General features: G+C 55.4%; 22 protein-coding genes and 1 tRNA gene. 8 read left to right on the top strand and 15 right to left on the bottom strand.

Going from position 1 to position 24,322, the window contains the following annotated elements; all coding sequences use genetic code 11:
• Positions 1 to 212: 212 nt before the first annotated feature.
• Positions 213 to 893: a TMEM175 family protein gene (locus FrondiHNR_RS05975; protein ID WP_279354325.1), complete on the top strand. Its 681-nt coding sequence runs from the start codon at positions 213 to 215 to the stop codon at positions 891 to 893.
• A gap of 33 nt (positions 894 to 926) precedes the next feature.
• On the opposite strand, the gene FrondiHNR_RS05970 is transcribed toward FrondiHNR_RS05975, so the two are convergent.
• The 3 genes from FrondiHNR_RS05970 to FrondiHNR_RS05960 are packed head-to-tail and all read right to left on the bottom strand — an operon-like array spanning position 927 to position 3,639.
• Positions 927 to 1,850: a metal ABC transporter permease gene (locus FrondiHNR_RS05970; RefSeq protein WP_279354324.1), complete on the bottom strand. Its 924-nt coding sequence runs from the start codon at positions 1,848 to 1,850 to the stop codon at positions 927 to 929.
• Positions 1,847 to 2,620 (bottom strand): metal ABC transporter ATP-binding protein, encoded by a 774-nt coding sequence (locus FrondiHNR_RS05965; protein WP_279354323.1) that lies wholly within the window; start codon positions 2,618 to 2,620, stop codon positions 1,847 to 1,849. Before FrondiHNR_RS05965 ends, FrondiHNR_RS05970 begins: the two co-directional genes overlap by 4 nt.
• Entirely contained in the window at positions 2,620 to 3,639 is a 1,020-nt protein-coding gene (locus FrondiHNR_RS05960; RefSeq protein WP_279354322.1) for a metal ABC transporter substrate-binding protein, read from the bottom strand. Before FrondiHNR_RS05960 ends, FrondiHNR_RS05965 begins: the two co-directional genes overlap by 1 nt.
• A gap of 382 nt (positions 3,640 to 4,021) precedes the next feature.
• Between FrondiHNR_RS05960 and orn the strand changes: the two genes are divergently transcribed.
• The 5 genes from orn (at position 4,022) to FrondiHNR_RS05935 (ending at position 6,262) form a co-directional block, all read left to right on the top strand.
• Complete coding sequence (gene orn, locus FrondiHNR_RS05955; protein ID WP_279354321.1) at positions 4,022 to 4,606, top strand: oligoribonuclease; 585 nt, start codon at positions 4,022 to 4,024, stop codon at positions 4,604 to 4,606.
• 75 nt (positions 4,607 to 4,681) lie between these two features.
• Positions 4,682 to 4,757 (top strand) — tRNA-His (locus FrondiHNR_RS05950).
• Between the two features lie 210 nt (positions 4,758 to 4,967).
• Entirely contained in the window at positions 4,968 to 5,318 is a 351-nt protein-coding gene (locus FrondiHNR_RS05945; RefSeq protein ID WP_279354320.1) for a metallopeptidase family protein, read from the top strand.
• A gap of 1 nt (position 5,319) precedes the next feature.
• Entirely contained in the window at positions 5,320 to 5,625 is a 306-nt protein-coding gene (gene clpS, locus FrondiHNR_RS05940; protein WP_279354319.1) for an ATP-dependent Clp protease adapter ClpS, read from the top strand.
• Position 5,626: 1 nt separating this feature from the next.
• The gene (locus FrondiHNR_RS05935; protein ID WP_279354318.1) at positions 5,627 to 6,262 is read left to right on the top strand and encodes a DUF2017 family protein; all 636 of its coding nucleotides are present in this window, start codon (positions 5,627 to 5,629) and stop codon (positions 6,260 to 6,262) included.
• Between the two features lie 46 nt (positions 6,263 to 6,308).
• Here FrondiHNR_RS05935 and FrondiHNR_RS05930 read toward each other — a convergent pair whose 3' ends face one another.
• The 3 genes from FrondiHNR_RS05930 to dinB all read right to left on the bottom strand — a co-directional run bounded on the left by FrondiHNR_RS05930 (position 6,309) and on the right by dinB (position 8,517).
• Positions 6,309 to 6,860 (bottom strand): ATP-binding protein, encoded by a 552-nt coding sequence (locus FrondiHNR_RS05930; protein ID WP_279354317.1) that lies wholly within the window; start codon positions 6,858 to 6,860, stop codon positions 6,309 to 6,311.
• A 1-nt stretch (position 6,861) separates the two neighbouring features.
• Complete coding sequence (locus FrondiHNR_RS05925) at positions 6,862 to 7,197, bottom strand: spore germination protein GerW family protein (RefSeq protein ID WP_279354316.1); 336 nt, start codon at positions 7,195 to 7,197, stop codon at positions 6,862 to 6,864.
• A gap of 90 nt (positions 7,198 to 7,287) precedes the next feature.
• Positions 7,288 to 8,517 (bottom strand): DNA polymerase IV, encoded by a 1,230-nt coding sequence (dinB, locus tag FrondiHNR_RS05920; RefSeq protein ID WP_279354315.1) that lies wholly within the window; start codon positions 8,515 to 8,517, stop codon positions 7,288 to 7,290.
• A gap of 84 nt (positions 8,518 to 8,601) precedes the next feature.
• Here dinB and FrondiHNR_RS05915 point away from each other — a divergent pair, with 84 nt between their 5' ends.
• Positions 8,602 to 10,293, top strand: a complete 1,692-nt coding sequence (locus FrondiHNR_RS05915; protein ID WP_279354314.1) for a long-chain-fatty-acid--CoA ligase — start codon at positions 8,602 to 8,604, stop codon at positions 10,291 to 10,293.
• Between the two features lie 198 nt (positions 10,294 to 10,491).
• On the opposite strand, the gene FrondiHNR_RS05910 is transcribed toward FrondiHNR_RS05915, so the two are convergent.
• From FrondiHNR_RS05910 to gatC, 4 genes are all read right to left on the bottom strand, one after another.
• Complete coding sequence (locus tag FrondiHNR_RS05910; RefSeq protein ID WP_279352517.1) at positions 10,492 to 12,012, bottom strand: IS1634 family transposase; 1,521 nt, start codon at positions 12,010 to 12,012, stop codon at positions 10,492 to 10,494.
• Positions 12,013 to 12,128: 116 nt separating this feature from the next.
• Positions 12,129 to 13,631 (bottom strand): Asp-tRNA(Asn)/Glu-tRNA(Gln) amidotransferase subunit GatB, encoded by a 1,503-nt coding sequence (gene gatB / locus FrondiHNR_RS05905; RefSeq protein ID WP_279354313.1) that lies wholly within the window; start codon positions 13,629 to 13,631, stop codon positions 12,129 to 12,131.
• Positions 13,631 to 15,157 carry an Asp-tRNA(Asn)/Glu-tRNA(Gln) amidotransferase subunit GatA gene (gene gatA / locus FrondiHNR_RS05900; RefSeq protein WP_279354312.1) on the bottom strand — a complete coding sequence of 509 codons (1,527 nt, stop codon included), beginning with the start codon at positions 15,155 to 15,157 and terminating at the stop codon, positions 13,631 to 13,633. The genes gatB and gatA overlap by 1 nt, the downstream gene beginning before the upstream one ends.
• Entirely contained in the window at positions 15,157 to 15,477 is a 321-nt protein-coding gene (gene gatC / locus FrondiHNR_RS05895; protein WP_279354311.1) for an Asp-tRNA(Asn)/Glu-tRNA(Gln) amidotransferase subunit GatC, read from the bottom strand. Before gatC ends, gatA begins: the two co-directional genes overlap by 1 nt.
• 227 nt (positions 15,478 to 15,704) lie before the next feature.
• Between gatC and FrondiHNR_RS05890 the strand changes: the two genes are divergently transcribed.
• Positions 15,705 to 16,373 carry a DUF4190 domain-containing protein gene (locus FrondiHNR_RS05890; RefSeq protein ID WP_279354310.1) on the top strand — a complete coding sequence of 223 codons (669 nt, stop codon included), beginning with the start codon at positions 15,705 to 15,707 and terminating at the stop codon, positions 16,371 to 16,373.
• A 158-nt stretch (positions 16,374 to 16,531) separates the two neighbouring features.
• Here the strand turns inward: FrondiHNR_RS05890 and ligA are convergent, their stop codons facing one another.
• From ligA to FrondiHNR_RS05865, 5 genes are all read right to left on the bottom strand, one after another.
• Complete coding sequence (ligA, locus tag FrondiHNR_RS05885; RefSeq protein WP_279354484.1) at positions 16,532 to 18,793, bottom strand: NAD-dependent DNA ligase LigA; 2,262 nt, start codon at positions 18,791 to 18,793, stop codon at positions 16,532 to 16,534.
• 90 nt (positions 18,794 to 18,883) lie between these two features.
• The gene (mnmA, locus tag FrondiHNR_RS05880; RefSeq protein ID WP_279354309.1) at positions 18,884 to 20,053 is read right to left on the bottom strand and encodes a tRNA 2-thiouridine(34) synthase MnmA; all 1,170 of its coding nucleotides are present in this window, start codon (positions 20,051 to 20,053) and stop codon (positions 18,884 to 18,886) included.
• Between the two features lie 73 nt (positions 20,054 to 20,126).
• Positions 20,127 to 21,293, bottom strand: coding sequence for a cysteine desulfurase family protein (locus tag FrondiHNR_RS05875; protein ID WP_279354308.1), 1,167 nt, complete (start codon positions 21,291 to 21,293; stop codon positions 20,127 to 20,129).
• A 12-nt stretch (positions 21,294 to 21,305) separates the two neighbouring features.
• Positions 21,306 to 22,292 (bottom strand): tetratricopeptide repeat protein, encoded by a 987-nt coding sequence (locus FrondiHNR_RS05870; RefSeq protein ID WP_279354307.1) that lies wholly within the window; start codon positions 22,290 to 22,292, stop codon positions 21,306 to 21,308.
• Positions 22,293 to 24,194, bottom strand: a complete 1,902-nt coding sequence (locus FrondiHNR_RS05865; RefSeq protein WP_279354306.1) for a hypothetical protein — start codon at positions 24,192 to 24,194, stop codon at positions 22,293 to 22,295.
• Positions 24,195 to 24,322 lie beyond the last annotated feature (128 nt).

Below are 24,322 nucleotides of genomic sequence, written 5' to 3'. Positions count from 1 at the left end.
ATATTTGCGGCTATTGAGAGCCTTGAACCACTCCAGTCATCCTTGGTTTTTGCCGGAATAGCGGTGCTTTGCGGTGCCATAAGCGTCTTTTACATAGCAAAATCTAGACGCTTAAAGAGCTAGCGCTAGGCTTGGTCAACCCTTCGTGACCGTGTTGGGGTCTGTAGAGACGAAATTACCCTTTAACCTGCCTCGGAAGCATAATTACTAGTATGAGTTCTGAAGCGCCACCCCCACCGAGTCAGGAATATCAGACCGAGCGAGGCCTCGGTCGAATAACCGGGTTTAGTGATGCCGTAGTTGCAATCGCTATCACCCTCCTCGTTCTTCCCCTCATTGACGTTGCTAAGGAATCCACCTCCACCGATTTCACCTTTCTTTTCCGTGAAAAATGGTATTCTTTCTTCGCTTTTATCCTGAGCTTTGTGGTTGTCGGGTGGTTTTGGAGGTTTCACCACTCGTTTTACGAGCACGTTGTGGGATACAATCAGAAACTTATCCTGACTAACCTACTCTGGCTGCTCACAATCGTATTCCTCCCCTTCCCCACCGCTGTGCTTGCAGACTCGAACGCGCAGAATCCGCTGGCCATAGGTCTCTACATTGGAACAGTTGCGCTCACATCTTTTGCAGAACTCCTGCAAACATACATCGTGAGGTCAAACCCAGAACTCAGCGCGAGCGGCACGGGAAAAGAGTTTCGCCTCACCTCCGGTATCATCACAACCATTATTCTCATCGTGGCTGGAATTATCGGCGTACTTTTTCCACATATTGGAGTTCTTGCACTGCTCTTACTGGTTGTTGAAGGATATATCCGACGCCTCCTTCGGATTCTCAAGCTCCGCAAAAAGCAGCGTCGTAAAGCTATCCTGGATGAATCCGATGAGTAGGACTCAAAAACCTTCTCGCCACAACAGGTAGAGCTAAAGATTTTTTCCCGTGACGACGGGCACGACTGATGCTGTTTCTTCGCGAGGATCGGTGGAGTTCCCCACGGCAGCAGAGGCGGGTGTTGCGCGTAAAGACAACAGCGCACGGCCCCGCACAGCAACAAACGCGATAAAGAACACCACCCCCTGGGTCAAAACAACCATCCCACCCGATGAGGCATTGCTGTAGTAGCTGATATAGATGCCTACAATCGAGCAGAGTGTGGCAATCATGGGCGAGACCCAGAGCATCCGATTTAACCGCCGCGTGAGTAAGAATGCGGTTGCCCCGGGAATGATGAGCATCGCAACAACAAGAATCACACCCACGGCTTGCAGGGCAACTACCACGGTGAGGGCAAGCAAACCGAGCAGTAGCGCATTGAGTCTACGTGGAGAAAGTCCAATCGTGTGAGCCTGAACGGGATCAAAAGTAAACAGAGTAATATCGCGTTTCTTAAGAACAATGGTGACAAGCACAACGGCGGCAACAACAAGAACCTGCCAGAGATCATTGGCTGAGGCACCCAGCAAATTACCAAACAGAATATGGGTGAGGTCAATCTGGCTGGGAACGATAGATATCAATACGAGCCCCAGCGCAAAAAGAGAGGTAAAGACAATACCAATTGCCGCATCCTCTTTGATCTGGGACTTCCCACGAACAATACCGATCAACAAGACCGCTCCTCCACCAAAGATGAGGGCACCCACCGCAAACGGAGCACCCAGCGTATATGCGATGACCACGCCGGGAAGAACAGCGTGGGATACAGCATCCCCCATGAGGGACCAGCCCACGAGTACGAGCCAACAGCTCAGTACCGCACACACAATGCTTGCAAGCGCGGTGATAGCAAAAGCTCTCTGCATAAAAACATAGCCGAGAGGTTCCATAATCAATTCGAGGAAGCTCATAAGTAATTTTCCATTGTCTCTGTTGTGACCTGTATTTCAGCACCAGCGGTAAACGCCAGAGCCAGGTTGTGCTCGCTCAGAGCGGTTTCAGGAGGCCCCGAAAAAAGAGACCGTTGATACCAAAGCACAACCTCGTCGCAGATATCCGCAAGAGAGGCAATATCATGGCTGGAGACCAGGATTGAGACACCATCCGCCGCAAGCGATCGAATAACGGCAATAATCGATTCTTGAGATGTGATGTCTACACCTGAGAACGGCTCATCCAGAAGCATAATATTGGCCTGTTGAGCGATTGCCCGGGCAAGAAAGACACGTTTTCGTTGCCCTCCCGATAGCTCACCAATCAATCTGTCCCCCAGGTGGGTGATGCCCGTTCTCTGCATGGCCCGATCACACAGTTCCGCGTCACTCTTTTTGAGCATTCGCAGAGGTCCAAGAGCGCCGTAACGCCCCATTTCGATCACCTGACGAACAGAGAGGGGAAAGGACTCATCGATCGCCTCACTCTGCGCAACATAGGCGATCTGCGCCTTCCTGCGTGCGTCCGATACGCTTCCGCCCTGGACTGTAATAGCTCCCTCGTTAAGATCCATAAGCCCCAAGATGCTTTTCATGAGGGTTGATTTTCCGGAACCGTTCACCCCCGCAAGCCCCGTTATCCGACCCGAAAAAAGCTCAAGATCGGCGTTTTTGAGAGCTATGACACTGCCATATTTCACGGTCGCGTTGGTCACCTGAACCGCAGCGACCGCATGTCCCGATCCCATCAAGAACTCTCCGTCCCCCGGATTAACCCGGCCGTAATAAGATCCACGTTATAGCTGATCAGATCGAGGTAGGTCGGGACGGGCCCGTCTGGTTCGCTCAGGGAGTCAACATACAAAGTTCCCCCGTAAGCAGCATTACTCTCCTGGGCAACCTGCCGCATCATCTTATCGGAGACCGTTGATTCACAGAACACGGACGGAACATTATTTTCCCGCACAAAATCAATCACCTCTCCTACTGTCGTAGGGGTAGGTTCCGACTCAGCGTTGACCGGCCACAGGTATTTTTCTGTGAGCCCCGCGTCCTCAGCAAGGTAGCTAAACGCTCCTTCGCAGGTAACCAACGCCCTGCTCTGCTCAGGAACAGCCCGGGTAACCCGCACCAGCCTCTCACCCTCTGCCATAATCTGCTGGTGATAAGCTTCCGCGTTTACCCTATAGTCATCGGCGTGTGACGGATCTAAAGCGATAAAAGCCTGGGCGATGTTTTGAATGTATATCTCGGCATTTTTGGGAGACATCCACGCGTGAGGATTTATCTGTCCCCCGGCCGCACCTTCTCCGATAAGAACAGGTTCAATGCCCTCGGTAAGAACCGCATGAGGAACATCTAGGTCCGCTACAAATTTACTGAACCAAAGCTCTAGTCCAAATCCGTTATCGAGGATGAGAGAGGCGTCAGCTGCAACGGTGAGATCCTGTGGAGTGGGGTCATATCCGTGGATTTCCGCACCAACCTTAGTGATGGACTCAACACGGAGATGCTCACCGGCCACGTTACGAGCCATGTCTGCAAGAACGGTGAAGGTGGTGAGAACAAGCGGGCGGGAATCCGTGGAGCCTCGGCTGTTTTCCGCCTCCGACAGAGAGGCGGGAGAGCATCCACTCATCACAAAGCTGCCCAGTATAAGAAGAAAAGCCCCCACCCACCTCTTATACCGTCGAGAACCCTCTCGCCAGACAGCTGAAGCTCGAGCGGTATCGGTGCTGTGTAGTGCAGCACAACGTGGGCTAACCATCTCTCGAAATTCTTCCATAGCTAACGAAGAAGTGATTCTCAGGCACAATACACCCCAGAAATAGCAGTTCGGAGAAGCAAGAAAGATTATTAGCCATGCCGAACAATATAGTTTAGTTTACTAGATCACACAAACACTCCCCGGAAGCCCCGCAGAGACTCAGCACTCCTCAGAGCAACATCACACACCCAGACCCCCGCAACAATCGAGACCATCACAATCAGCAGGGCACACCCGAGCAGTAGCGCGTGCACCCTAAAAAACGATGTGTCTTCCCCAAAAGACCCATAAACCCACCCTCATGTGATACACAAACTTAGACGACACGACCAAAAGCAGCGCTCAAATATGCTCTGTGAAAAGTTGGGAATAGGCTAGTCCTATGAGCACACCTGCCGAACAACTAGTATGGATTGACTGCGAGATGACAGGCCTCAATCCCCGCATAGACGAGCTTGTTGAAATTGCCATCGTCATCACCGATTTTAACCTCACCCCGCTCGATGCGGGCCTCAGTGTTGTCATCAAGCCAACTACCGCCGCCCTCGACAGTATGGGGGATTTTGTCACCACAATGCACACTAACTCCGGCCTCATCACGGAGATTCCCCGCGGCGTAACGGTTATAGAGGCAGAAAAACGAGCCATCGACTACATCAATGAGTATGTTCCCGAGGGTAAGCGTCCACTGCTCGCGGGAAACACCATCGGCACAGACCGCATGTTTATCGCGGCCCACATGCCCTCCCTTGATCAGCGTTTACACTATAGGAACATCGACGTTTCCTCGATCAAAGAACTTTCGCGCCGCTGGTTTCCCTCGGCATACCACAGCGCCCCCGATAAAAACGGCGGACACCGTGCACTTGCCGATATTTTAGAATCAATCCAGGAGCTTGCCTACTATCGCTCTACCGTATTTATTCAGGACGTTGAACCAAACAATACGGCGCCAAAAACTCTCTAAACAGATACAGTGGGCACATTCGCCTCAAAAATGTAATAGACTAGTAGGGTTGTCGTTTCACAGAAACGACACATGGTGGCTATAGCTCAGTTGGTAGAGCGCTGGCTTGTGGTGCCGGAAGTCGCGGGTTCAAGCCCCGTTAGCCACCCCACAGAAAGATGAGGTTAGCCCCTCTCAATACATGTCTAGAAGGGCTAACCTCATCAATTGTTTTCGCCAGCAACACCATTCGTTACAGAGGTGAATATAAAATCGTCACTAATCAATCTGTTGCCAGTAAGTAATCTACATTATTATTGACACAGCACTTTAAGGGCGTAAAACGCTATCCTCGCGCCTCGAAATGTGTCAGGCTTAAGACATGGTTGAGATTTCTGACAAAGATTTCGAGCGTTTAGTGGAGGAAGAGCTTGACGCTCTTCCGAGCGAAATGCGGGACAACCTCGACAACGTTATCTTTATTATCGAAGACCTACCCGAAGGCGGGAACACAGATATTCTCGGTCTCTACGACGGACTCGCCCTCACCGAGCGCGGCGACTACGGTTACGGAGAAACCCCCGATCGAATCACACTGTTCAAATCCAATCTGCAAGCCATCTGCGAAAATGTTGAGCAACTCCGCTATGAAGTTCATGTAACGCTAGTGCACGAGATTGCGCATTATTTTGGGATTGATGACGAAAAACTTCATGATCTGGGGTGGGCCTAAGATGACACACGCACCGGAACAGCGTCCCGCGCCAGAAACAACACACTCTACTCGCCTGCTCGAAAAGCCGGCACCTCCCTGGCAAACTATCGTGTGGGACGACCCGGTTAACCTGATGTCCTACGTGAGGTTTGTCTTTCAACGCCACTTTGGCTTTAGCCAGGATCAAGCCGAAGAGCTCATGCTCCGGGTACACAATAACGGACATGCCGTTGTCGCAGAAGGAACACGAGAAGCCATGGAAATGCACGTCGAGGCAATGCACGATTACGGTCTATGGTCTACACTACGTCAGGCCGGTGCATAGCGTGAAGATCAGCCGAATCAACAGTGAGGGAATCACCACGCTCCACATTCACAAGGATGAGGCCGACCTAGTGGACACCCTGGTCACCCAGCTTCTTAGTCTCTACCGCGAGTACAGTCCCCGCAGGGAAACTTCCGATCCTCTCCTCGAGGGTCTTTCTATCGGCGGAGCATCGACTAAGCCGACGGACCCGGCGCTTGCCCGTCTGCTACCCGATGCTTACGAAAACGAACAAGAGTCAAGCGAGTTCCGGCAGGTAACAGAACAGGGAATTGTGGACCGCAAGGTTTTTGAGGCTGAAAGTATTCTGGTGCAATTGGGTACGGCTCGATTCGACGAAGAATATTTTACCGATCCCGCCGATCCCATAGACTCACAGTTCACCCACGATGACCTACCCGCCGTCAAGGGCATGGACAACGAGCGGATGCTTGCGATTCAGCTTGACGCCGACTCGCTTCTCACCTGGGTGAAAACCCTCACCGCGATGCGATTAGCTCTCGCTGCACGCCTAGGTATTGAAGCAGAAAAAGACCTGAACAAAAAGCCTTTTGATGATATGGAAGCAAACACACGTGCCGTCTATGATTGGCTCGCAGAATTCACCGAGGCCCTGCTGCACGCTCAGTATCGCTGAGGGCAACTCACAAGAATCAAAAGTTTAAAACTTATTCGCCACTTCCCTATTTCCCCGTGTCAAATATCTCGTCAGCAAGGGCACGAGAATTCTCTCGAAAATAAAGCTGTCTCTCCTGCTCAGCCCAGGAGTCCCAATGCTCAGCAAAGATCTCACCGTCACGCTGAATCGCACGCTCTTTGCGCTGCGCCAGCGGAGCTTCAAGCCACACCGCATAGTCCGCGAAAAGACGGCTATCTCTGGTGAGAGCCCCGCACCCCTCGATAATCAAGGGCCTATCTGGCTGAAACACCCGATATGGCCCGGCGACTCCAAGCACCCAATTATAAGTCAGAATACGGGTGGTGAGACCCGCAGCGCGTGGACGAAGAAGGTCGGTAACAATCAACTCCGAGCCAAGGCTTAACCCCTCCCATCCGGGGCACACAGTGTCGACACGAAGCAGTTGTGGCGGCTCCTCGTGGGGCCACTCCGCAAGCACGGTGCTTGTTAATTGTGTCTTTCCGGAACCGCTGGGTCCGTCAATCAGCACGGTCAATGCTCGCGCGGGTCTGCTCCTCACAAATTCGAGGATTGTAGCCGCCGCATAATTCACCACCCTATTTTTTTAGCGCGCGAATCAGACGGGTAAGAGCCCGACCGGCAACACACACCAGAGGTATCGCGGCGACCAAAGCGGTGACCGGATTTACCTGAAAGGTAAGGGAGTCTCCCCGCTTTACATAACTACCAACGGGAACCGCCGCACCGCCACCGCCACCACCACTAATGGCGTCTTCCCGTGACTTTTCTTTACCCTCGCCGGCACCAAAACCAAACCAGCTACAGGCCACTGGGATAACGGTGGTGTCGTCAAGAACAATGGGCTCGCCATAGGCTGCTTTTACCCCTGTTTTTGTAACAATTTTTGCAAGTTCTACCGTGATATTTTCCATACTCCTTACGCTATCACTGAGCGCGCGTCTCTGTCCCCGCAAGATCCTCCGGGGATCTTTTGAACTACTCAACAACAGCTCGGGCACAGGTTAGTGCTCAGCACCAGTTCCAGGGCCCTCAATCGTGCGGGGATCAACCATACGGCCCGTATCACGCAGAAGCGAAGCAGTGGTTACCGTATGTCGACCAAAACGACGAGCAGTGTCATCCATCACCGCTTCTACTCCACGCCACTGTTCGTAAGGATCCCACAGTGCAATCTCGGCAGCCTCAGCACCGAGCAGGTTTTCGGCCCGAACTCCAACAAGCCGTATGTGCTGACCTCGCGCGCTAAGCCCCTCGAAAGCGGCAACAGTTTCAGCGTATATTTGCTGCCCCACGCTGGTGGGCTGCACCAGCGTGCGTGATCGTGTGACGGTGCGAAAATCGTGCCAGCGAATCTTGATTCCCACGGTTCTAGCGGCAACCCCCAGGTGCCTCAGGCGAGCTGCCACCCGCAACGACAGTTGCAGGAGCTTTTGTCTAATAACCTCGGGGTCGGCAACATCGTATTCAAAAGTGAGCTCAGAACTAATGCTCTTTTCTTCGCGTGTGCTCTGCACACTTCGCGCATCATGACCCCGAGCAAGATCATGGAGGTGCTGTGCCGACACCTCACCCAGAGCGCTCTGCAGCGCGTGAAGAGGAATTTGAGCAAGCTCGCCAATCGTGTGGATGCCCAGGCGGCGCAGATTCTCGTTGGTAACCGTTCCCACACCCCACAGAGCCTTTACCGGCAGCGGGTGGAGAAATTCAAGCGTGCGGGTGGGATGGACCACAAGAACACCGTTTGGCTTTGCCCGCTGCGATGCCACCTTTGCGACAAATTTGCTTGCCCCTCCGCCAACAGAACAGGTGAGACCCGTAGCCTGATGAACTCGCTGTCGAACGATCTGGGCAATCTTTGTCGGACTGCCAAAGAGACGTCGCGCGCCCGACACATCGAGAAAGGCCTCATCAATACTCAGAGGCTCTACCTGGGGCGTAATGTCACGAAAAATATCCATAATTACCCGAGAGGCGGCCGCGTATTTTTCCATGTGGGGCGCAAGAACAAGAAGACCGGGGCATAGACGCTGCGCCCTGGCCAGAGGCATCGCGGAGTGTATCCCCAACGCCCGAGCCTCGTAGGTTGCGCTCGTGACAACTGACCTCCCGGTCTCGTGTGCAACAACAGCGGGACGGCCCCTCAGTTCGGGCTTATCGAGTAGCTCAACAGACACAAAAAACGCATCAACATCGATGTGAAGTATCGATGCCTCTTCTGCTCGCTCTCTCATCCTCTAAGCTAACCATGTACCACTGACAAAATCAGAAGTGGTGTCCCCTGCCTTCCCTACGCTTCCTCAGAACAGGAAAGATTCATGACACACCTTGCAGAGCGCCCCTGGATACGTTTCTACCCCGAGGGAGCCCGCGATGAAATTGAGATACCCACAACCTCACTCGTTGATGTCATAACCGAGTCCGTCGCTCACAATGCCGCCAGGGTAGCCCTCGACTTTTTTGGTGCAACCACAACGTACGGTCAAATGGGCGACCTCATCAACAGAGTCGCTGGAGGGCTCTACAACCTTGGGGTACGCAAGGGCGATCGTGTAGCTCTCGTTCTACCCAATTGTCCACAGCACGTGATTGCTTTCTACGCGGTGCTGCGTCTCGGGGCCATAGTCGTGGAACACAACCCGCTCTACACCCCCCGCGAACTACGCACCCAATTTGAAAGCCACGGCGCCAAAGTTGTGATCGCCTGGGAGAAAGTGTGTACAACCCTCCAGGAACTCCCCCAAGACGTTCGACCCCACACGGTCATCGCGGTCAACCTTATCGACGCAATGCCACGAAGCAAACGTTTCCTCCTTCGGCTGCCGTTATCCACGGTCCGCGAAAAACGCTCGCAGTTGAGCGCCGCTACAACGGGTACCACTCCCTGGTCGCAGCTCACCGGCAGCTCGCCGATAACGACAAACATCCCCGGCCCCGAGCACGACGATCTCGCGCTCCTGCAGTACACCAGCGGAACAACAGGAACTCCCAAGGGAGCTATGTTGACGCACCGCAATATGCTCTCAAATGCCCTGCAGTGCCAGGCGTGGATCTCCTCCGCGCACGTTGGAGACCCCTGTGTTTATGCTGTACTCCCCATGTTTCACGCCTATGGGATGACCCTGTGTCTCACCTTTGCGATGAGCATCGGGGCACGCCTGATGCTCTTTCCAAGCTTCGATGTAGACCTGGTTCTCTCGGCAATCAAAAAACACGTACCCACTTTCTTCCCCGCTGTGCCACCAATGTATGATCGTATCTCCGCGACAGCACTCAAAAGAGACATTAACCTCGACGGAATCCTGTGTGCTATCTCGGGCGCAATGGATCTTCCCAGCAGTACGGTGAGCCGCTGGGAAGCAGCTACAAGCGGCTGGCTGGTTGAGGGCTACGGCCTCACAGAAGCCTCACCGGTTGCCCTGTGTAACCCGCTCAGCGAGGCGCGTAAATCCGGCACCGTGGGCATCCCCCTGCACAATTGCGACATTAAGCTTGCGGACATCGAGAATCCTACGAAGGATGCAAAACCCGGCGAGCCCGGTGAACTACTTTTTAAAGGGCCTCAGGTGTTTAGCGGCTATTGGAAAAATGCGGAGGCCACCGCCGAAACGCTCAACCCCGACGGCTGGCTACACACGGGAGACATCGTGACGGTTGATGAGGACGGATTTGTGACGATTGTAGATCGCAAGAAAGAACTCATCGTAACGGGCGGTTTTAATGTCTCTCCCACCGAAGTGGAAGACGTCCTACGCACCTATGACGGGGTGGAAGATGCCGCCGTTGTGGGTCTTCCCCGAGAAGACGGCGGCGAAACGGTGGTGGCCGTTGTTGTGATGCAGAGCGGTTACACGTTTAATGAGCAAGCGATCCGCGATCACTGCCACACAAGCCTCACCCCCTATAAGGTTCCGCGCAGGGTAGAGGTGGCGGATGAACTACCGCGCTCGCTCATCGGTAAAATCCTGCGCAAAGAAATCCGACAAAGCCTTCTTGCGCCCGGACAATAACCCCCGGCGGGCTTCACAGGGGACCTTATCTGCGATTGGTGTCGTGACTTACAGCGAGAACGGTGATCCGCGATTGGTGTTTCGAGAGAAGGTCACCCCACTCACACCAATCGCGGATCACAGTGTGACGCTTTCTGAAACCAATTATTCTATTCCGCCTGGGCACGCTCCAAAACGAGCTCACCTGAGTTGACCGGTTTAGTGCCCCGCGCCCGAGTCACCGAGCCGGGTCAATAGCTCACGTACTTCTGCCGGTATCGCGGCTGGAACAATATGCTCCACACCCTCGATCCTGATCACCCCGTCTTGTACCCGGGCAAGTTGCTGCACGAACTTCTTCACCGATACCCCGGTTGCTTCTTGAATATGCCGTGAGACCGCGATCGCGCAGAACACAACCGTGAGATGCGCCTCGATCTTCTCCCGATGCCGGTGATAGATCGGCCTGGCTTTGAGGTCAGTCTTCGCCATCCGAAATGACGCCTCAACATTGAAGAGCTGATGGTATGCATCAATCACCCTCAGCGCGCTCACCGTTAAGACAGGTAGATTCGTGACATACCCCTTGATCCCCGCCCGCTGCCTAGCCGATTCCACCAAAACCTGATCAATGCTCTTGGCTGCGCCACTGATCTTCACGAACCGACTCTTTTTCACAGGCGTGGTCCCGGCAACGACCTTTTTCGCTTTCTCGAGTTGTTTCTCGATATTACGCAGATCCAGACGGGCACGTTTCTCACGGTACTGATACACCACCCGCCGTTCACGCCGCCTTTCACCTTGACCAAACCACTGTCGACACTCAAATACCTGCCCGTCACAGAGTTCAGAACCATCGTGTTGATACTCGGTAACCTCAGGTGGAGTCTTCGCGATCCGGGACCCCACAATGAACGAGTAACCAGCCGTCTCTAACGCGAGAAGATTCGCTGCGGAGAGCATACCTGCGTCACACACAACACTCACCGTCACCTCGGGATGCTGCGCCCGAAACCTGTCGAGCACGGGCACGAGAGTGAGCGTTTCAGCTGTGTTCCCCTCGAACGAATGTAACTGCAGCGGGAACCCGTGTTCGTCAACGAGAAGCCCCAGCACGATCTGGGGTTCGAGCCTGCGTTCTTTGGAGAGACCAGGCTTGCGATACTCATCCTCTTGCTCGACGTAGAAGAACAGTGTGGTGACGTCGTAGAGCACCAACGTGAGGTGCTCAGTCCCCCGGAACGCGACGCAGGCAGCAGAGAACTTATCACGATAGTTGCCCTTCGCGGCCTGGTTCAATGACCGGTGAATGCCACTATACGAGGGCGCTTTGAGTCCGAGATTATCAAGGATACGGATCGTATCGAGTTTGGAAGAGGGCTCGATGATACGCGCGATCACGAGGTCACGAAATACCCGATCGTTCACAGCATCAGTGAAACCAAGCCGGTCGTAAACGCTGACGAGAGTGTCGTAGAGCACACGCGAGTAAGAGTGCTGCATCGTGATACGCGGCCCGGCAGGATCGGCTGGGGTATCGATCTGGAGTTCTGTCTGACCGGTAGCCTGAGCGCGTTCCCTGATGCGAGTTTTCGCGGTCTGGACCATGAACTCGAGTTCCAGATCAGTGTGCGCGGAACCGATATGTTCAATAATGCTGCGCACCCCGCGCGTTTTCGACACGATCTGCACCGCGGTCGCACCTGACCCGGTTTTCACACGGCGTACGTATTCACCCATGAAACCAGGGTACAGACACCCCCCTTAGTGCCCCGACCGTGCTGCTACTCTCGCGTAAACAAGCCATTCCCCGAGCCAAAATAGGCAAGACCACCAAAAAACGGTCAACTCAGGTTCTATTCCGCCTGGGCACGCTCCAAAACGAGCTCACGCACACGTGCGGCATCAGCCTGGCCGCGCATAGCCTTCATGACGGCACCAATAACCGCACCGGCAGCCTGAACCTTACCATCACGAATCTTCTCAAGAACATCCGGTTGAGCAGCCAGCGCATCATCGATTGCGGCAATGAGAGACCCGTCGTCAGATACAACGGCCAAGCCCCGAGCATCAACAACTTCCTGGGGCGTCCCCTCCCCTTCAATGACTCCCTCAAGCACCTGACGCGCCAGCTTATCGGTGAGCGTTCCCGCTTCAACAAGCTGAGCGAGCGCGGCAACGTTATTCGCAGAAACAAGCGAGGAGGGTTCCGCTCCGCGGGCATTGGCAACCCGAGCAATCTCGCCGCTCCACCACTTGCGTGCAGCCTGGGGGGAAGCCCCGGCCGACACAGTGTCCGAAACCTCAGTGAGGAGTCCTAAGTTTTGGACATCCTGAAACTCGAGGTCTGTAAAACCCCACTCGCCTTTCAACCTGCGGTACCGCAGGGTGGGGTGTTCGGGCAGGGCAGCGCGCAATTCCTCAACGAGAGCCGCGCTGGGTTGCACCGGTAAGAGATCAGGTTCGGGGAAATACCGATAATCGTCGGCATCAGATTTGGGGCGTCCCGCGGAGGTTGTTCCCGTATCCTCATGCCAGTGGCGGGTTTCTTGGATAATGCTTCCGCCATCGGCCAGTATCTGGGCCTGCCGCTGAATTTCGTAACGTACCGCACGCTCGACCGAACGCAGCGAGTTCACGTTTTTGGTTTCGGTTCGGGTTCCCAATTTTTGCTGTCCCCGAGGCCGTAGCGAGATGTTCGCGTCACAGCGCAGATTACCACGCTCCATTTTGGCATCTGAAATACCCAAGGACACCACCAAGTCGCGGATAATTGACACGTATTGACGACCAATCTCGGGGGCATCGTATTCTGCCCCCATGATAGGCCTGGTCACAATCTCAACAAGGGGAACCCCCGCACGGTTGTAATCAACGAGAGAGTACTCAGCCCCCTGAATGCGCCCGGTTGAACCACCCATGTGAGTCAATTTTCCGGCGTCTTCTTCCATGTGGGCACGCTCAATCGGCACATGCACTACCCGACCGCTGGCAAGCTCAATCTCCACCGAACCGTCGTAGGCAATAGGCTCGTCATACTGCGAGATCTGATAGTTCTTTGCCATGTCCGGGTAGAAATAATTCTTGCGAGCAAAGCTTGAGTGCTCGGCAATAGAGCAGCCCAGAGCAAGACCGAGACTGATCGAATAGCGAACCGCCTGCTCATTCACCACGGGCAGCGAGCCGGGGAGCCCAAGACACACGGGGGTGAGGTTGGTGTTTGGTGCGGAACCAAAATTGTTGGGAGCCCCCGAAAACATCTTGGTTGCCGTGTTGAGTTCAACGTGTACCTCAAAACCCAAAACCGGTTCAAAAAGCTCCAGGGCTTTGTCATAGTCCATCAGCTTGGCTTTTGCCATTATTTTTTGTCCTTTCCGGTCGTGAGCTCTGGTGCCTTGGCCCAGAGCGGACCTCCCCACTGGTCTTCGTGGAGCGCCTCAAGGGCCGCACCAACCCTGTACAGTCTGGCGTCCTCACGAATGGGAGCCATAAACTGGATGCCCACGGGCAGTCCGTCTTCAGGAGCAAGCCCATTTGGAATGCTCATGCCAGGAGTACCCGCAAGGTTTGCCGGGATCGTGGTGACATCATTGAGGTACATCGACATGGGATCATCGATCTTCTCACCAAACTTAAACGCCGTAGTGGGCGCACTGGGGCTAGCAATAACATCAACCCGCTCAAACGCCTGAGCAAAGTCGCGCTGAATAAGAGTGCGTACTTTCTGGGCACTGCCGTAGTAGGCGTCGTAATAGCCCGCGCTGAGTGCATAGGTTCCCAGGATAATTCGACGCTTCACCTCGGGACCAAACCCAACCCCGCGAGTCTCCGCCATAACCTGATCAACCGTTCCACCACCCTCAGGGGTCACCCTGAGTCCAAAGCGCACCGAATCAAATTTGGCCAAGTTGCTGGAGGCCTCCGCGGGGAGAATCAGGTAGTAGGCGGCAACAGCGTACTCGAAGTGAGGTGCATCAATCTCAATGATTTCGGCACCCTGTGCACGCATCAACTCAAGGGACTCGTTAAAACGTTGGGAGACGCCGGGCTGAAAACCCTCGTTTTGTAGCTGTTTAACAACACCCACTCGCAACCCTCGTAGAATCTCACCGCTCGCCCCCTCGCGGGCAGCCGCGGCCATCGAGGTCCACGGCTCACGAAGGGAAGTGGAGTCGTGATGGTCGTGCCCGGCAATAACGTCGTGCAGTAGTCCCGCATCAAGCACGCTACGCGAACACGGACCCACCTGGTCGAGCGAAGAAGCCAAAGCAATCGCCCCGTAACGGCTCACCGCGCCGTAGGTGGGTTTTACTCCAACAGTGCCGGTAACATGTGCCGGTTGACGGATAGAGCCACCGGTGTCGCTCCCCAGCGCCAACGGTGTTTCAAAAGCAGCGACGGCAGCGGCCGATCCTCCACCCGAACCTCCGGGTATGCGCCCTAGATCCCACGGATTGTGGGTGGGCCCGTACGCCGAGTGCTCGGTGCTTGACCCCATGGCAAACTCATCCATGTTTGTCTTGCCCAGGGGCACGAGTCCCGCCGCCCGAGAACGGGTCACCACGGTTGCATCATAGGGTGACATCCACCCCTCAAGAATTTTGGAGCCGCTTGTGGAGGGCATATCGGTGGTCACCAACACGTCTTTAATCGCGAGGGGTACTCCGGCCAGGGGGTTCAATTCCTTACCGACAGCACGCTGTTGGTCAATCTTTGCAGCGGTGACCAGGGCGTGATCATTAACATGCAGGAAGGCGTGAACCTGCGACTCAACAGCCGAGATTCGATCCAGATGAGCCTCTGTGATCTCAACCGAGCTCACTTCTCCAGATGCAAGCAGTGAGGAGAGCTCAGCAGCGCTCAAACGTGTAAGATCGTGGGACATTATTGTTCCTCTCCCAAAATAGCGGAGACAACAAAAAAGTTGTCATGTTTCTCCGGCGCCCCGGAAAGAGCCTGTTCAGCAGTGAGCACGTTATCGCCCACAACATCTGGACGAGAAACGTTCGACAGAACAATCGGATGGCTTGTCGCCGGAGTATCGTCTGTGGCAACCTCACTCACCTTTGCAATGTTGTCTACAATTTGGCTCAGGTCTGCAGTGAGCTGGGTGACCTCACCCTGGTCAAGTTGAATCTTGGCCAGATTTGCGAGGTGTCGCACCACCTCCGTGGTGATCTCTTGGCTTGGTACTGTTTCAGGCATGCTTCTCCACTGATTGTGTTCGAGGGATGAACACTAGTCTACGGCGTTCCGCGTGCGGAAGCTTTCTTCGAAACGAAGTAATAATGAGCCGGAAACGAAATAATAAATTTGTAGTTTTATGTACCACGTTGAACACTTGAGGTTGCAAATACCGTATTCTCGTACTTATAACGTAAGAAAATAATTATCTAGCGATATTAGGATAATTCACTCAGGAGAGGTCCATTATGACTCAGCCGCCCCTACCCGATAATGGGAAAGCGCCCGATGATTCCCCCGCAAAACCACCGGAATCTCCCGTCACCCCCGACACACCAGTCTCACCTGTCACACCCGTTGCTCCCGACAGTGCCCCACCGGGAGAAACAATCCCGCAACAGCCTGTAACGCCTCAAACATCTTCCCCACAGTACAACGCCGCACCGCAGGACCCCGCCGCGGCCCAGGGAGCACAGCAAATACCCCAGGGTGTTCCACCGCAGGCACCTCCCTACGATGCTTCCCAGGGTGTTCCATCGCAGGCACCTCCCTACCCGGGTCAGCAGCTACCCACCGCTCCGCCTGTACAACCGGGGTTCTCTGCACCACAGGCATCGGATCCCGTACCCGGCCGAACAATCGGTATCGTCGGACTCGTATTGTCCATTCCCTTCTCGCTAATTGGCCTCATTCTCAGCATCGTTGGACTCGTTCAGTCCAAGAAAGCCGGGGCAAAGAACGTTCCCGCGATCATCGGAATTATTCTGTCGGTTCTCACGATGATAGTGGCCATAATTGCGGTTATAGCGCTCATCTCTTTTTCGCTGAGCATCTATGATGCTTGTGAGCAAAGCGGCGGAGGTCAAATCATGATTAACTCAACGGTTTTTGACTGCCCACCTAGAGGTTACCGCTAAACCTCACGCACTAACCACGCAGGGACTTTGCACCACTAAGCTCTCGCCCGTGATTGTTCACAACATGGCGTTGCGGTGTAAAGTCCCTGTTTTTATGAACAAACATAATCACCACAGTGCGGCGTGATATCCCTAGTTTTAGGATCGGGGAGAAGCCCCTACCCCTCAAGAGCGGAAGGCCCCTCCGACACCAAAATGGCAAATTGGGCGGCGTTCAGAACGGGGATACCCAGTTCTTCCGCTCGAGCCAGTTTTGACCCGGCACCGGGTCCCGCCGCGACGTAGTCGGTTTTCTTTGACACGCTCGACGCGGCCTTACCACCCGCAGCAATGATTGCCTCTTTAGCGCCGTCACGAGTAAAGCCCTCCAGCGTTCCCGTGGCAACAACGGTTAACCCGGATAGAACTCCGCCCTCAACCTGAAGCGCACCCGGCCCCGGATGCCCTGGAACGGAAAAAAGAACCCCCGCATCGGCCCATCTGCGAACGATTTCCTGGTGCCAGTCGACACTAAACCACTCAATGAGCGATTCAGCGATGGTGTCCCCTACGCCCTCAACCTGGGCAAGCTCCTCGTGACTCGCAGCACGGATCGCATCTAGCGAACCAAACCACTCGCTCAGTGCACGGGCAGCTACCGGCCCCACATGTCGAATATTCAGAGAAACCAGCACCCGCCAGAACGGCTTTGTCTTAGCGAGCTCAAGATTCTCAATCAGCTTAATTGCGTTGGCAGAGGGAACCGAATCTGCGTCTCCAGAAAAGACAGAATTCTCTGCAACAAGCTCGCCGTCTTTTTTGGGATCACGGCGACGGCGGAACGGAGTAATCGCACGCTGAGAGCCATCATCATTAAGCTTAGGTAATCCGGTTTCCATGTCCCGTACGACCACAACAACCGGGAAAATATCCTGGATACGGAGGTCAAAAAGCCCCGCCTCACCCACCATGCCGGAGGCATCCGCGAGCGGAGCTCGTTCGGGGTAAAGGGGCTGGGTCAGGGCCAAAGCTCCAACTTCGCCAAGCATCTCAATGTCGAGGCCGCCGCGGGATCCGATGTGCTCAACCCGCCCACGAACCTGGGCAGGGCAGCTACGAGCGTTGGGACAGCGCAGGTCGATATCCCCCTCCTTCATCGCCCGGAGAGGTGTGCCGCACTCCGGACACTCCAGCGGCATCACAAAAGCGTGTTCGCTACCGTTGCGAAGTTCAATAACCGGACCCAAAATTTCGGGGATAACGTCTCCCGCTTTACGAAGGACAACAGTGTCGCCGATCAGCACACCCTTTGCCTTAACAACCTCTTGATTGTGAAGGGTTGCCTGGCTGACGGTTGAGCCCGAGACAAAAACCGGCTCAACAACGGCGTAGGGGGTTGCCCGTCCGGTGCGTCCGATTCCCACCCGAATGTCAAGCAGCTTGGTGTTGACCTGTTCCGGCGGATACTTGTAGGCGATTGCCCAGCGTGGAGCGCGGCTTGTCGAACCGAGCAGGCTCTGCTGTTTCAGATCATCGACCTTCACAACGGTTCCATCGATTTCGTGGATGACGCTCTCAGGCTTGGTGGCAAAACTTTCGATGAAGGAAACCGCGGCGTCAGCGCTGTTGACCACCCGAGCGTAAGGGGATGTGGGCAGCCCCCAGTCGGCCAACAGCTTATACGTATCGGATTGAGAGGTGACCGGGGGGTTCTCCCAGGCACCAATTCCGTGCACCACGAGGCGCAGTTTCTCAAAGCCCTCCCTCATCAGGGCCAGGCGCTCCGCGGATTTTCCTTCGCTTTTCTGTCTGAGGGAGCCGCTTGCCGCATTACGGGGATTGGCAAAAACCTTCTCACCCAGTGCCTCACGACGCGCGTTGAGATCGGCAAAGGCGGCGATGGGGAAGAATATTTCTCCACGAACCTCCACGAGCGGCGGATGCCCCCCGCCACGCAGCCTCTGCGGAATTCCCGGGATAAAACGAACGTTTGCTGTGACGTCCTCCCCCGTGACACCGTCGCCACGGGTTGCCGCGCTCACCAGAACGCCCTGTTCATAACGCAGATTAAGCGCCAGTCCATCAATCTTTAGTTCACAGAGAAAAGTGGGCACATGCTCTAGATCGCGGGACACTCGTTCCACCCAGGATCGAAACTCATCGATCGAAAAGACATTGTCGAGACTATACATGCGCTGGGCGTGAACCACGGGAGCAAAGAGCTCGCTCACTCCCCCTCCCACCCGGCGGGTGGGGCTATCATGAGCCGCGAGCTCGGGAAAGAGTCGCTCGACCTCCTCAAGCCGATGCATGAGCCCGTCATACTCCACATCGGACACGAGGGATTCGTCTCGCTCATAGTAGGCCGATTGTAGCCCTCGAATACGATCGGCCAGCTCGTTCCACTCGACTCGCGCCTCGGCAAAACCGGGGCGGTTCAGAGGAGACTCCGTCCGACCGGTCTCTTCGTGAGGGGTGTCCTCAGTAACGGTGCCGTTTTTCACTGTCACGGATACTCCTTAAATCCCGTTTTACACGGAAGCGGCGTCAACCAGAGTGGATTGAGGTAGTGTCGCACTCACGGTGCGATCAATTGTAAACTGTCCTATCACGCGGGTACCCACGTAGACAACGGCGGTCTGTCCCGGTGCAACCCCGGAAAGCGGCTCTTCCGGAACAACGACAAATTCTTCTGTGGCTCCCACCCTATACACCTCTGCATTCGGGTCGATCGGGGCTACCCGGGCACGAGCGGGAACAGGGTCAGCGTGAGCCCGAATCTGCACCTCGCAGTCAAACCACTGCTCTGGGTGCGGTTGTGGAAGACCCGCCCAGCTTAGGCGACCACCGGCGATCTCACCGACGTCAAGCGCCTCTTTGGGGCCTACAACAACCGTGTTAGACACGGGTCGCACCTCAAGAACAAAACGCGGACGTCCGTCGGGCGCGGGCCGACCCAGACTCAACCCTCGACGCTGCCCCACGGTGTAGGAGTGTGCGCCCCGGTGCTCCCCCACAACGTTGCCTTCGGAGTCCAAGATATTACCCTCTTTTTCACCCACCTTATCAGCGAGCCACCCGCGCGTGTCACCGTCAGGGATAAAGCAGATATCGTGGCTGTCCGGTTTATTCGCAACGCCCAAGCCTCGACGCTCGGCCTCCTCACGCACCAGAGCTTTTGAGGGGGTATCGCCCAGGGGGAAGTAACAGTATTTAAGCTGTTCGGCGGTCAGAACCCCCAATACGTAGGACTGGTCTTTTGCCCACGCGCTGGCACGGTGTAGCTCGATATTACCGTGGGCATCCGTGGTCAACGAGGCATAGTGTCCGGTGCACACCGCGTCAAACCCCAGGGCAATAGCTTTGTCGAGGAGAGCGGCAAACTTAATCTTTTCGTTGCAGCGCATGCAGGGGTTGGGGGTGCGCCCAGCCGAATACTCCGCAATGAAGTCGTCAACCACATCCGCTTTAAAGCGATCGCTAAAGTCCCACACATAGTAGGGAATACCGATAATGTTGGCGGCTCGTTGCGCGTCCATCGAGTCTTCGATGGTGCAGCAGCCCCGTGACCCCGTTCGAAGGGTTCCGGGCATCCGACTGAGAGCCAGATGAACACCAACCACCTCGTGTCCGGCCTCGACCGCCCGCGCGGCTGCCACCGCGGAGTCAACGCCGCCACTCATCGCTGCAAGAATCTTCACCTAAACAATCCTAACTATCTCTCACCGGTTATGCTGATCTTTAGTGTTGTTCAGCGACAACACACCGATGTTCCTAAGCCAAACCCGCAGCTCGCGCCCGCTCGTAAGCCCCGGGGAGAACCTCAGCTAACGCAGCGATGTCCTCTGAGGTTGTGCCGTGTCCGAGAGTAAAACGCAGGGCGCCTCGCGCCTGTGACTCGGGGATGCCCATTGCGGTAAGAACGTGAGAGGTTTCAGGAACCCCCGCCTGGCATGCCGAACCGGTTGAAGCGGACACCCCCATAGCATCGAGCAAAAACAGCAATGAGTCCCCCTCACAGCCGGGAAAGGTGAAGTGCGCGTTACCGGGTAAGCGCCCCTCTCCCGCGGGAGCACCCCGGAACACTGCCTCGGGAACAGCCGCCTGCACCGCCTCAACAAGTTCGTCACGCAGGTGAGCAAGCCTCGCGGGAAAGGTTTCCAGTTCTGCGTGTGCGTGCTCGGCAGCAACGGCAAAAGCAATCGCACCGGCAACATCCTGTGTTCCCGAACGCCCCCGCTGCTGACCGCCCCCGTGTTGCAGGGCCACAACGGTAGCTCGTCTTCCCAGCACAAGTGCGCCAATACCCACCGGGCCACCGATCTTATGCGCGGAGATACTCATCGCGCTGGCACCCGATTCGGCAAAGTTAAGGGGAAGGTATCCCAGAGCAGCAACAGCGTCCACGTGAAAGGGGACGCCGTACTCTGCGGCAATCTTTGCCAACTCAGCAACGGGCTGAACGGTTCCCACCTCGTTATTGCCCCACACCGCGGTTGTCAGGGCTGCCGAACCCGCAGTTCCTTGCAGAGCTTCACGGAGAATCTCGGGGTTTAGGCGTCCATGGTGGTCGACCGGAAGCCACTCCGCAATCGCGCCCTCCGAGCGCGTTAGCCACTGCACCGAATCAACAGTGGCGTGGTGCTCCCCGCCGGGTACCAGCAAATGAGGGCGAACATGATCCTGCTGCCGCGCCCACCACAGACCTTTAATCGCGAGGTTAATGGCCTCTGTTCCGCCACCGGTAAAAACTACTTCAACAGGTTCACAACCGATAGTAGCCGCCACTCGTTCACGAGCCTCCTCAAGCATCCTCTTTGCCCGCTGTCCGTGGTTATGAATTGATGCCGGGTTTCCCACGACAGAAAGCGCGTCCACATACGCGGAAAGGACCTCTGGACGCATAGGAGTTGTGGCTGCGTGGTCAAGATAGACAGACATGGAAGTTTGCGTTTAATACAGCAGGTTAGTCAGGTTCCGACGAGCGGTGATCACAAGCGGATCGTTTGTTCCCACAACGTCAAAAAGCTCAAGGAGCCGCTCCCTAACCTGATCTTTGCCTTCCTGATCTAATTCTGAAAAGAGCGTCAGAAGGCGCTGAAAAGCGTCTTCAACATGCCCACCCGATACATCAAGATCGGCAACGTCAAGCTGAGCCTCAATACTCTGTGGCTCAGCGGCTGCACGCGCCCTAATCTGCTCAAGTGTTTTGCCCGCCAGGCGATTGAGTAGGCTCACCTGCGCGAGACCCGCAATGGCGTCGGTATCACGGGGGTTGCTCGCGATCGCCTTGCGATACTCCTCTATCGCTGCGGCGTAGTCGCCCCTCTCGATCGCATCAAATGCTTCCTGGTGGTGCGGAGGCAAGGGAGCGGAAGTCTCTGCAGTTCCGGGCTCTTCACCGGTATCTTCTTCTTGAGCTTCTACTCGGCCCTGAACTCCCGACTGGGCAGCAATCTCTATAACCTGATTAAAAACCTGAACGATCTCGGGCTCCGATACCGTTCCCTGGAAAAGAGGCACGGGTTTACCCGCGAGCAAAGCAACAACCATCGGCACCGACTGCGCCTGAAACGCCTGCAAAAGGCCCGGATTAGACTCGATATCGACACGAGCGAGCAGCATTCGACCGTCAAGCTCCCGGATGAGTTTTGAAAGAACCGGTCCGAGCTGCGCGGTGGGCTGCGCCGACACGGCATAGAGCTCAACAATCACGGGAACGTGCGTTGAGAGTTGCGCAACCTGAGCAAACGTCTCATCTGTGACATCCATCACGAGTGAGGGTACCGGTAATGTCCGCCCGTTCTCCCCGGAAGCTCCCGCAGAGAGGCCGCCGGGCTGCCCGGGAGTCCGCTGTGGGCGTGCCGTGCTTTTATTAACCAGCGGTGAAAGATCCACGGCACCACCGGCCATGAGGCCGCTCAATCGGGGGTCGGACATTTATTTAACTCCTGCCTGGATAAGGCTGTGTGTAAAGCCAAGTAGTTTAATTTTCTGCCCTGAATCTCCCGAGGGAACATAGAACAGAAGCTGAATTCCACGGGTGAGCACAAATCCGGTGTTAGATTTGTCTGTTCCCGCAAGAACGGATGCCGGGCTGGGTGCCCCCGCAAGAGTAATTTCGGCACGAGCGTCCGTCGGCGAAATGGTTTCTTTATCATCAAGCGGGACAGCGACTAGGGCCCCCTGCTCAGCCATGGAAAAAGCCACAACCTCACCAGAACCTGGAACCGTTTCGAACGTTGCCGATCCCAGGCGACTGTCTTGGGAGACCTCTGCTATTTGAGCCTGTCTCCACTGCACGCCCTGCTTCTCAACAAGCTCGTCACTCTCAAGCGAGAAGAGCGGATAGCTGGGCGAGGCCTCACCCTGATTAAGAACGTCGCCGTACGCAGCCGCAACCTGACCCGGTTGCAGAACCAGCGCCTTAAAATCAGGGGCAAGCCTGGTCGTGCCGATATTCGCGGGCGCTGCCTTAGGAAATTCGGTTCCTCCGATAATATCCACAACGTAGTTCACGTGATAGTTCTCATGTGGGGTCTGCTGAATCAATACAACACCGTGGGTGCGTTTTTGCGATTGGGCCGCGTCTTTCACCACCGAGAAAATAGCGCGGGGCCAGGTTGTGGTGCTCTGCGGAAGTTCATAATCCTCCAGGGTTCCAGTCAATGACGAGGGCGGTGCAGCAGTTTGAAGGGCCGCCCTGATCTTGTAGTTAGCCTCTCGTTCAACCAGTGCGGGACCGGCAAAGCGTGTGGCCGCTAGCTCAGCAGACATGACCGTATCAGCCTCTTCAGCAACGGCGCCAATGCGACCCATAATCTCGGCCAATTGCGGACGAGTCACCGCGGGAGGAACAATCTGCGCTTCCGCGGTTGGTTGCGCAGTTTCGGTAGGCGAAGTGAGCTCCGGAGCGCTCTCGTCCCACGAGGGCCAATAGTCTGGTGAGCAGCCCGTGAGGAGAAGGGCTGGTACAAGAAAGCCTGGCACCATCACCATCTTGAGCCGACCCCGGCCTATGGAACGCCGTCTATCCTTTTCAATGCCCTTGGGACTGACCCCCACAAGAGCCGATTGGCGACGTAAACCAGCCAGTGTCTTGTTGTTTCCACGGCGAGGACGAGTTTTGCGACGATCATGGTCAATCGCCAAAAGGTACAGAATTGCACCGATAACTCCCAACAGAATTCCCCCCACGAGGAAGGGTCCTGCAAGCGGAGTTGAACGGTCTAGATCCCAGGTGAGCGAGATGCTTGACAGTGAAGAGCCCTCTTCCGGGGCAGCCACTATTACCGAGGTTCCTTCAGCTTTTTCAAGGGTCTGTGTTAGCTTTTCGGGCGCTGAAAATTCTTGGAGCCACAAATCACTCCCCACCGGTGAAACCGTCTTCGGGTTCACCCCACCAACTAGGCTTGTGGTGGCTGGTGACCCTGGCCCTTCCTGCGGAGCCGCGGGGGTCTGAGGTTCGGTGATAACCGCTGTCGATACGATCAATTCATCGTAGGCCGCGACATCCGCCTTGGTGAGTTGGGCCGAGAGCTTCTTTTCACCCTCGGGTGAAACCAGGACATCGTGTGGAAGCGCGGTTAACCAGGCCTCAACATCCGCAGACCGACCATACCCCAGCCAGGACTCCCCCTGAGTGGTCTCTATCGTGACAACCGGCTCGCCCTCGTACTTTGAGAGAACATTCTGTGGAATAAGTCCAAAGCGCACGGACTCAGAAGCCTCAACCGACAGAGAAACCGATGCAGGACCCGCTAAGAATGTTCTTTGACCGATTCCAAGCACAATGAAAACAGCAGCCAGCACGAGGGTTGTAATGGCGAAAAAATATCGCACCTAATGTAACTCCTTATGTTTCCCACTCAGGAAAATGGTATTGACTTGCCGAGCGAGTGGGGTAAAACGGGTCTATCAAAGATATCCGAGTTTTTAATAAAGACACAGTCCTGACAAATACAATTTAC

The organism is Lysinibacter sp. HNR (assembly GCF_029760935.1).
In the GTDB taxonomy this organism is placed as follows: Bacteria; Actinomycetota; Actinomycetes; order Actinomycetales; family Microbacteriaceae; genus HNR.
Note: the sequence above shows the minus strand (reverse complement) of the source record. Positions and strands in the feature narration are given on the sequence as shown.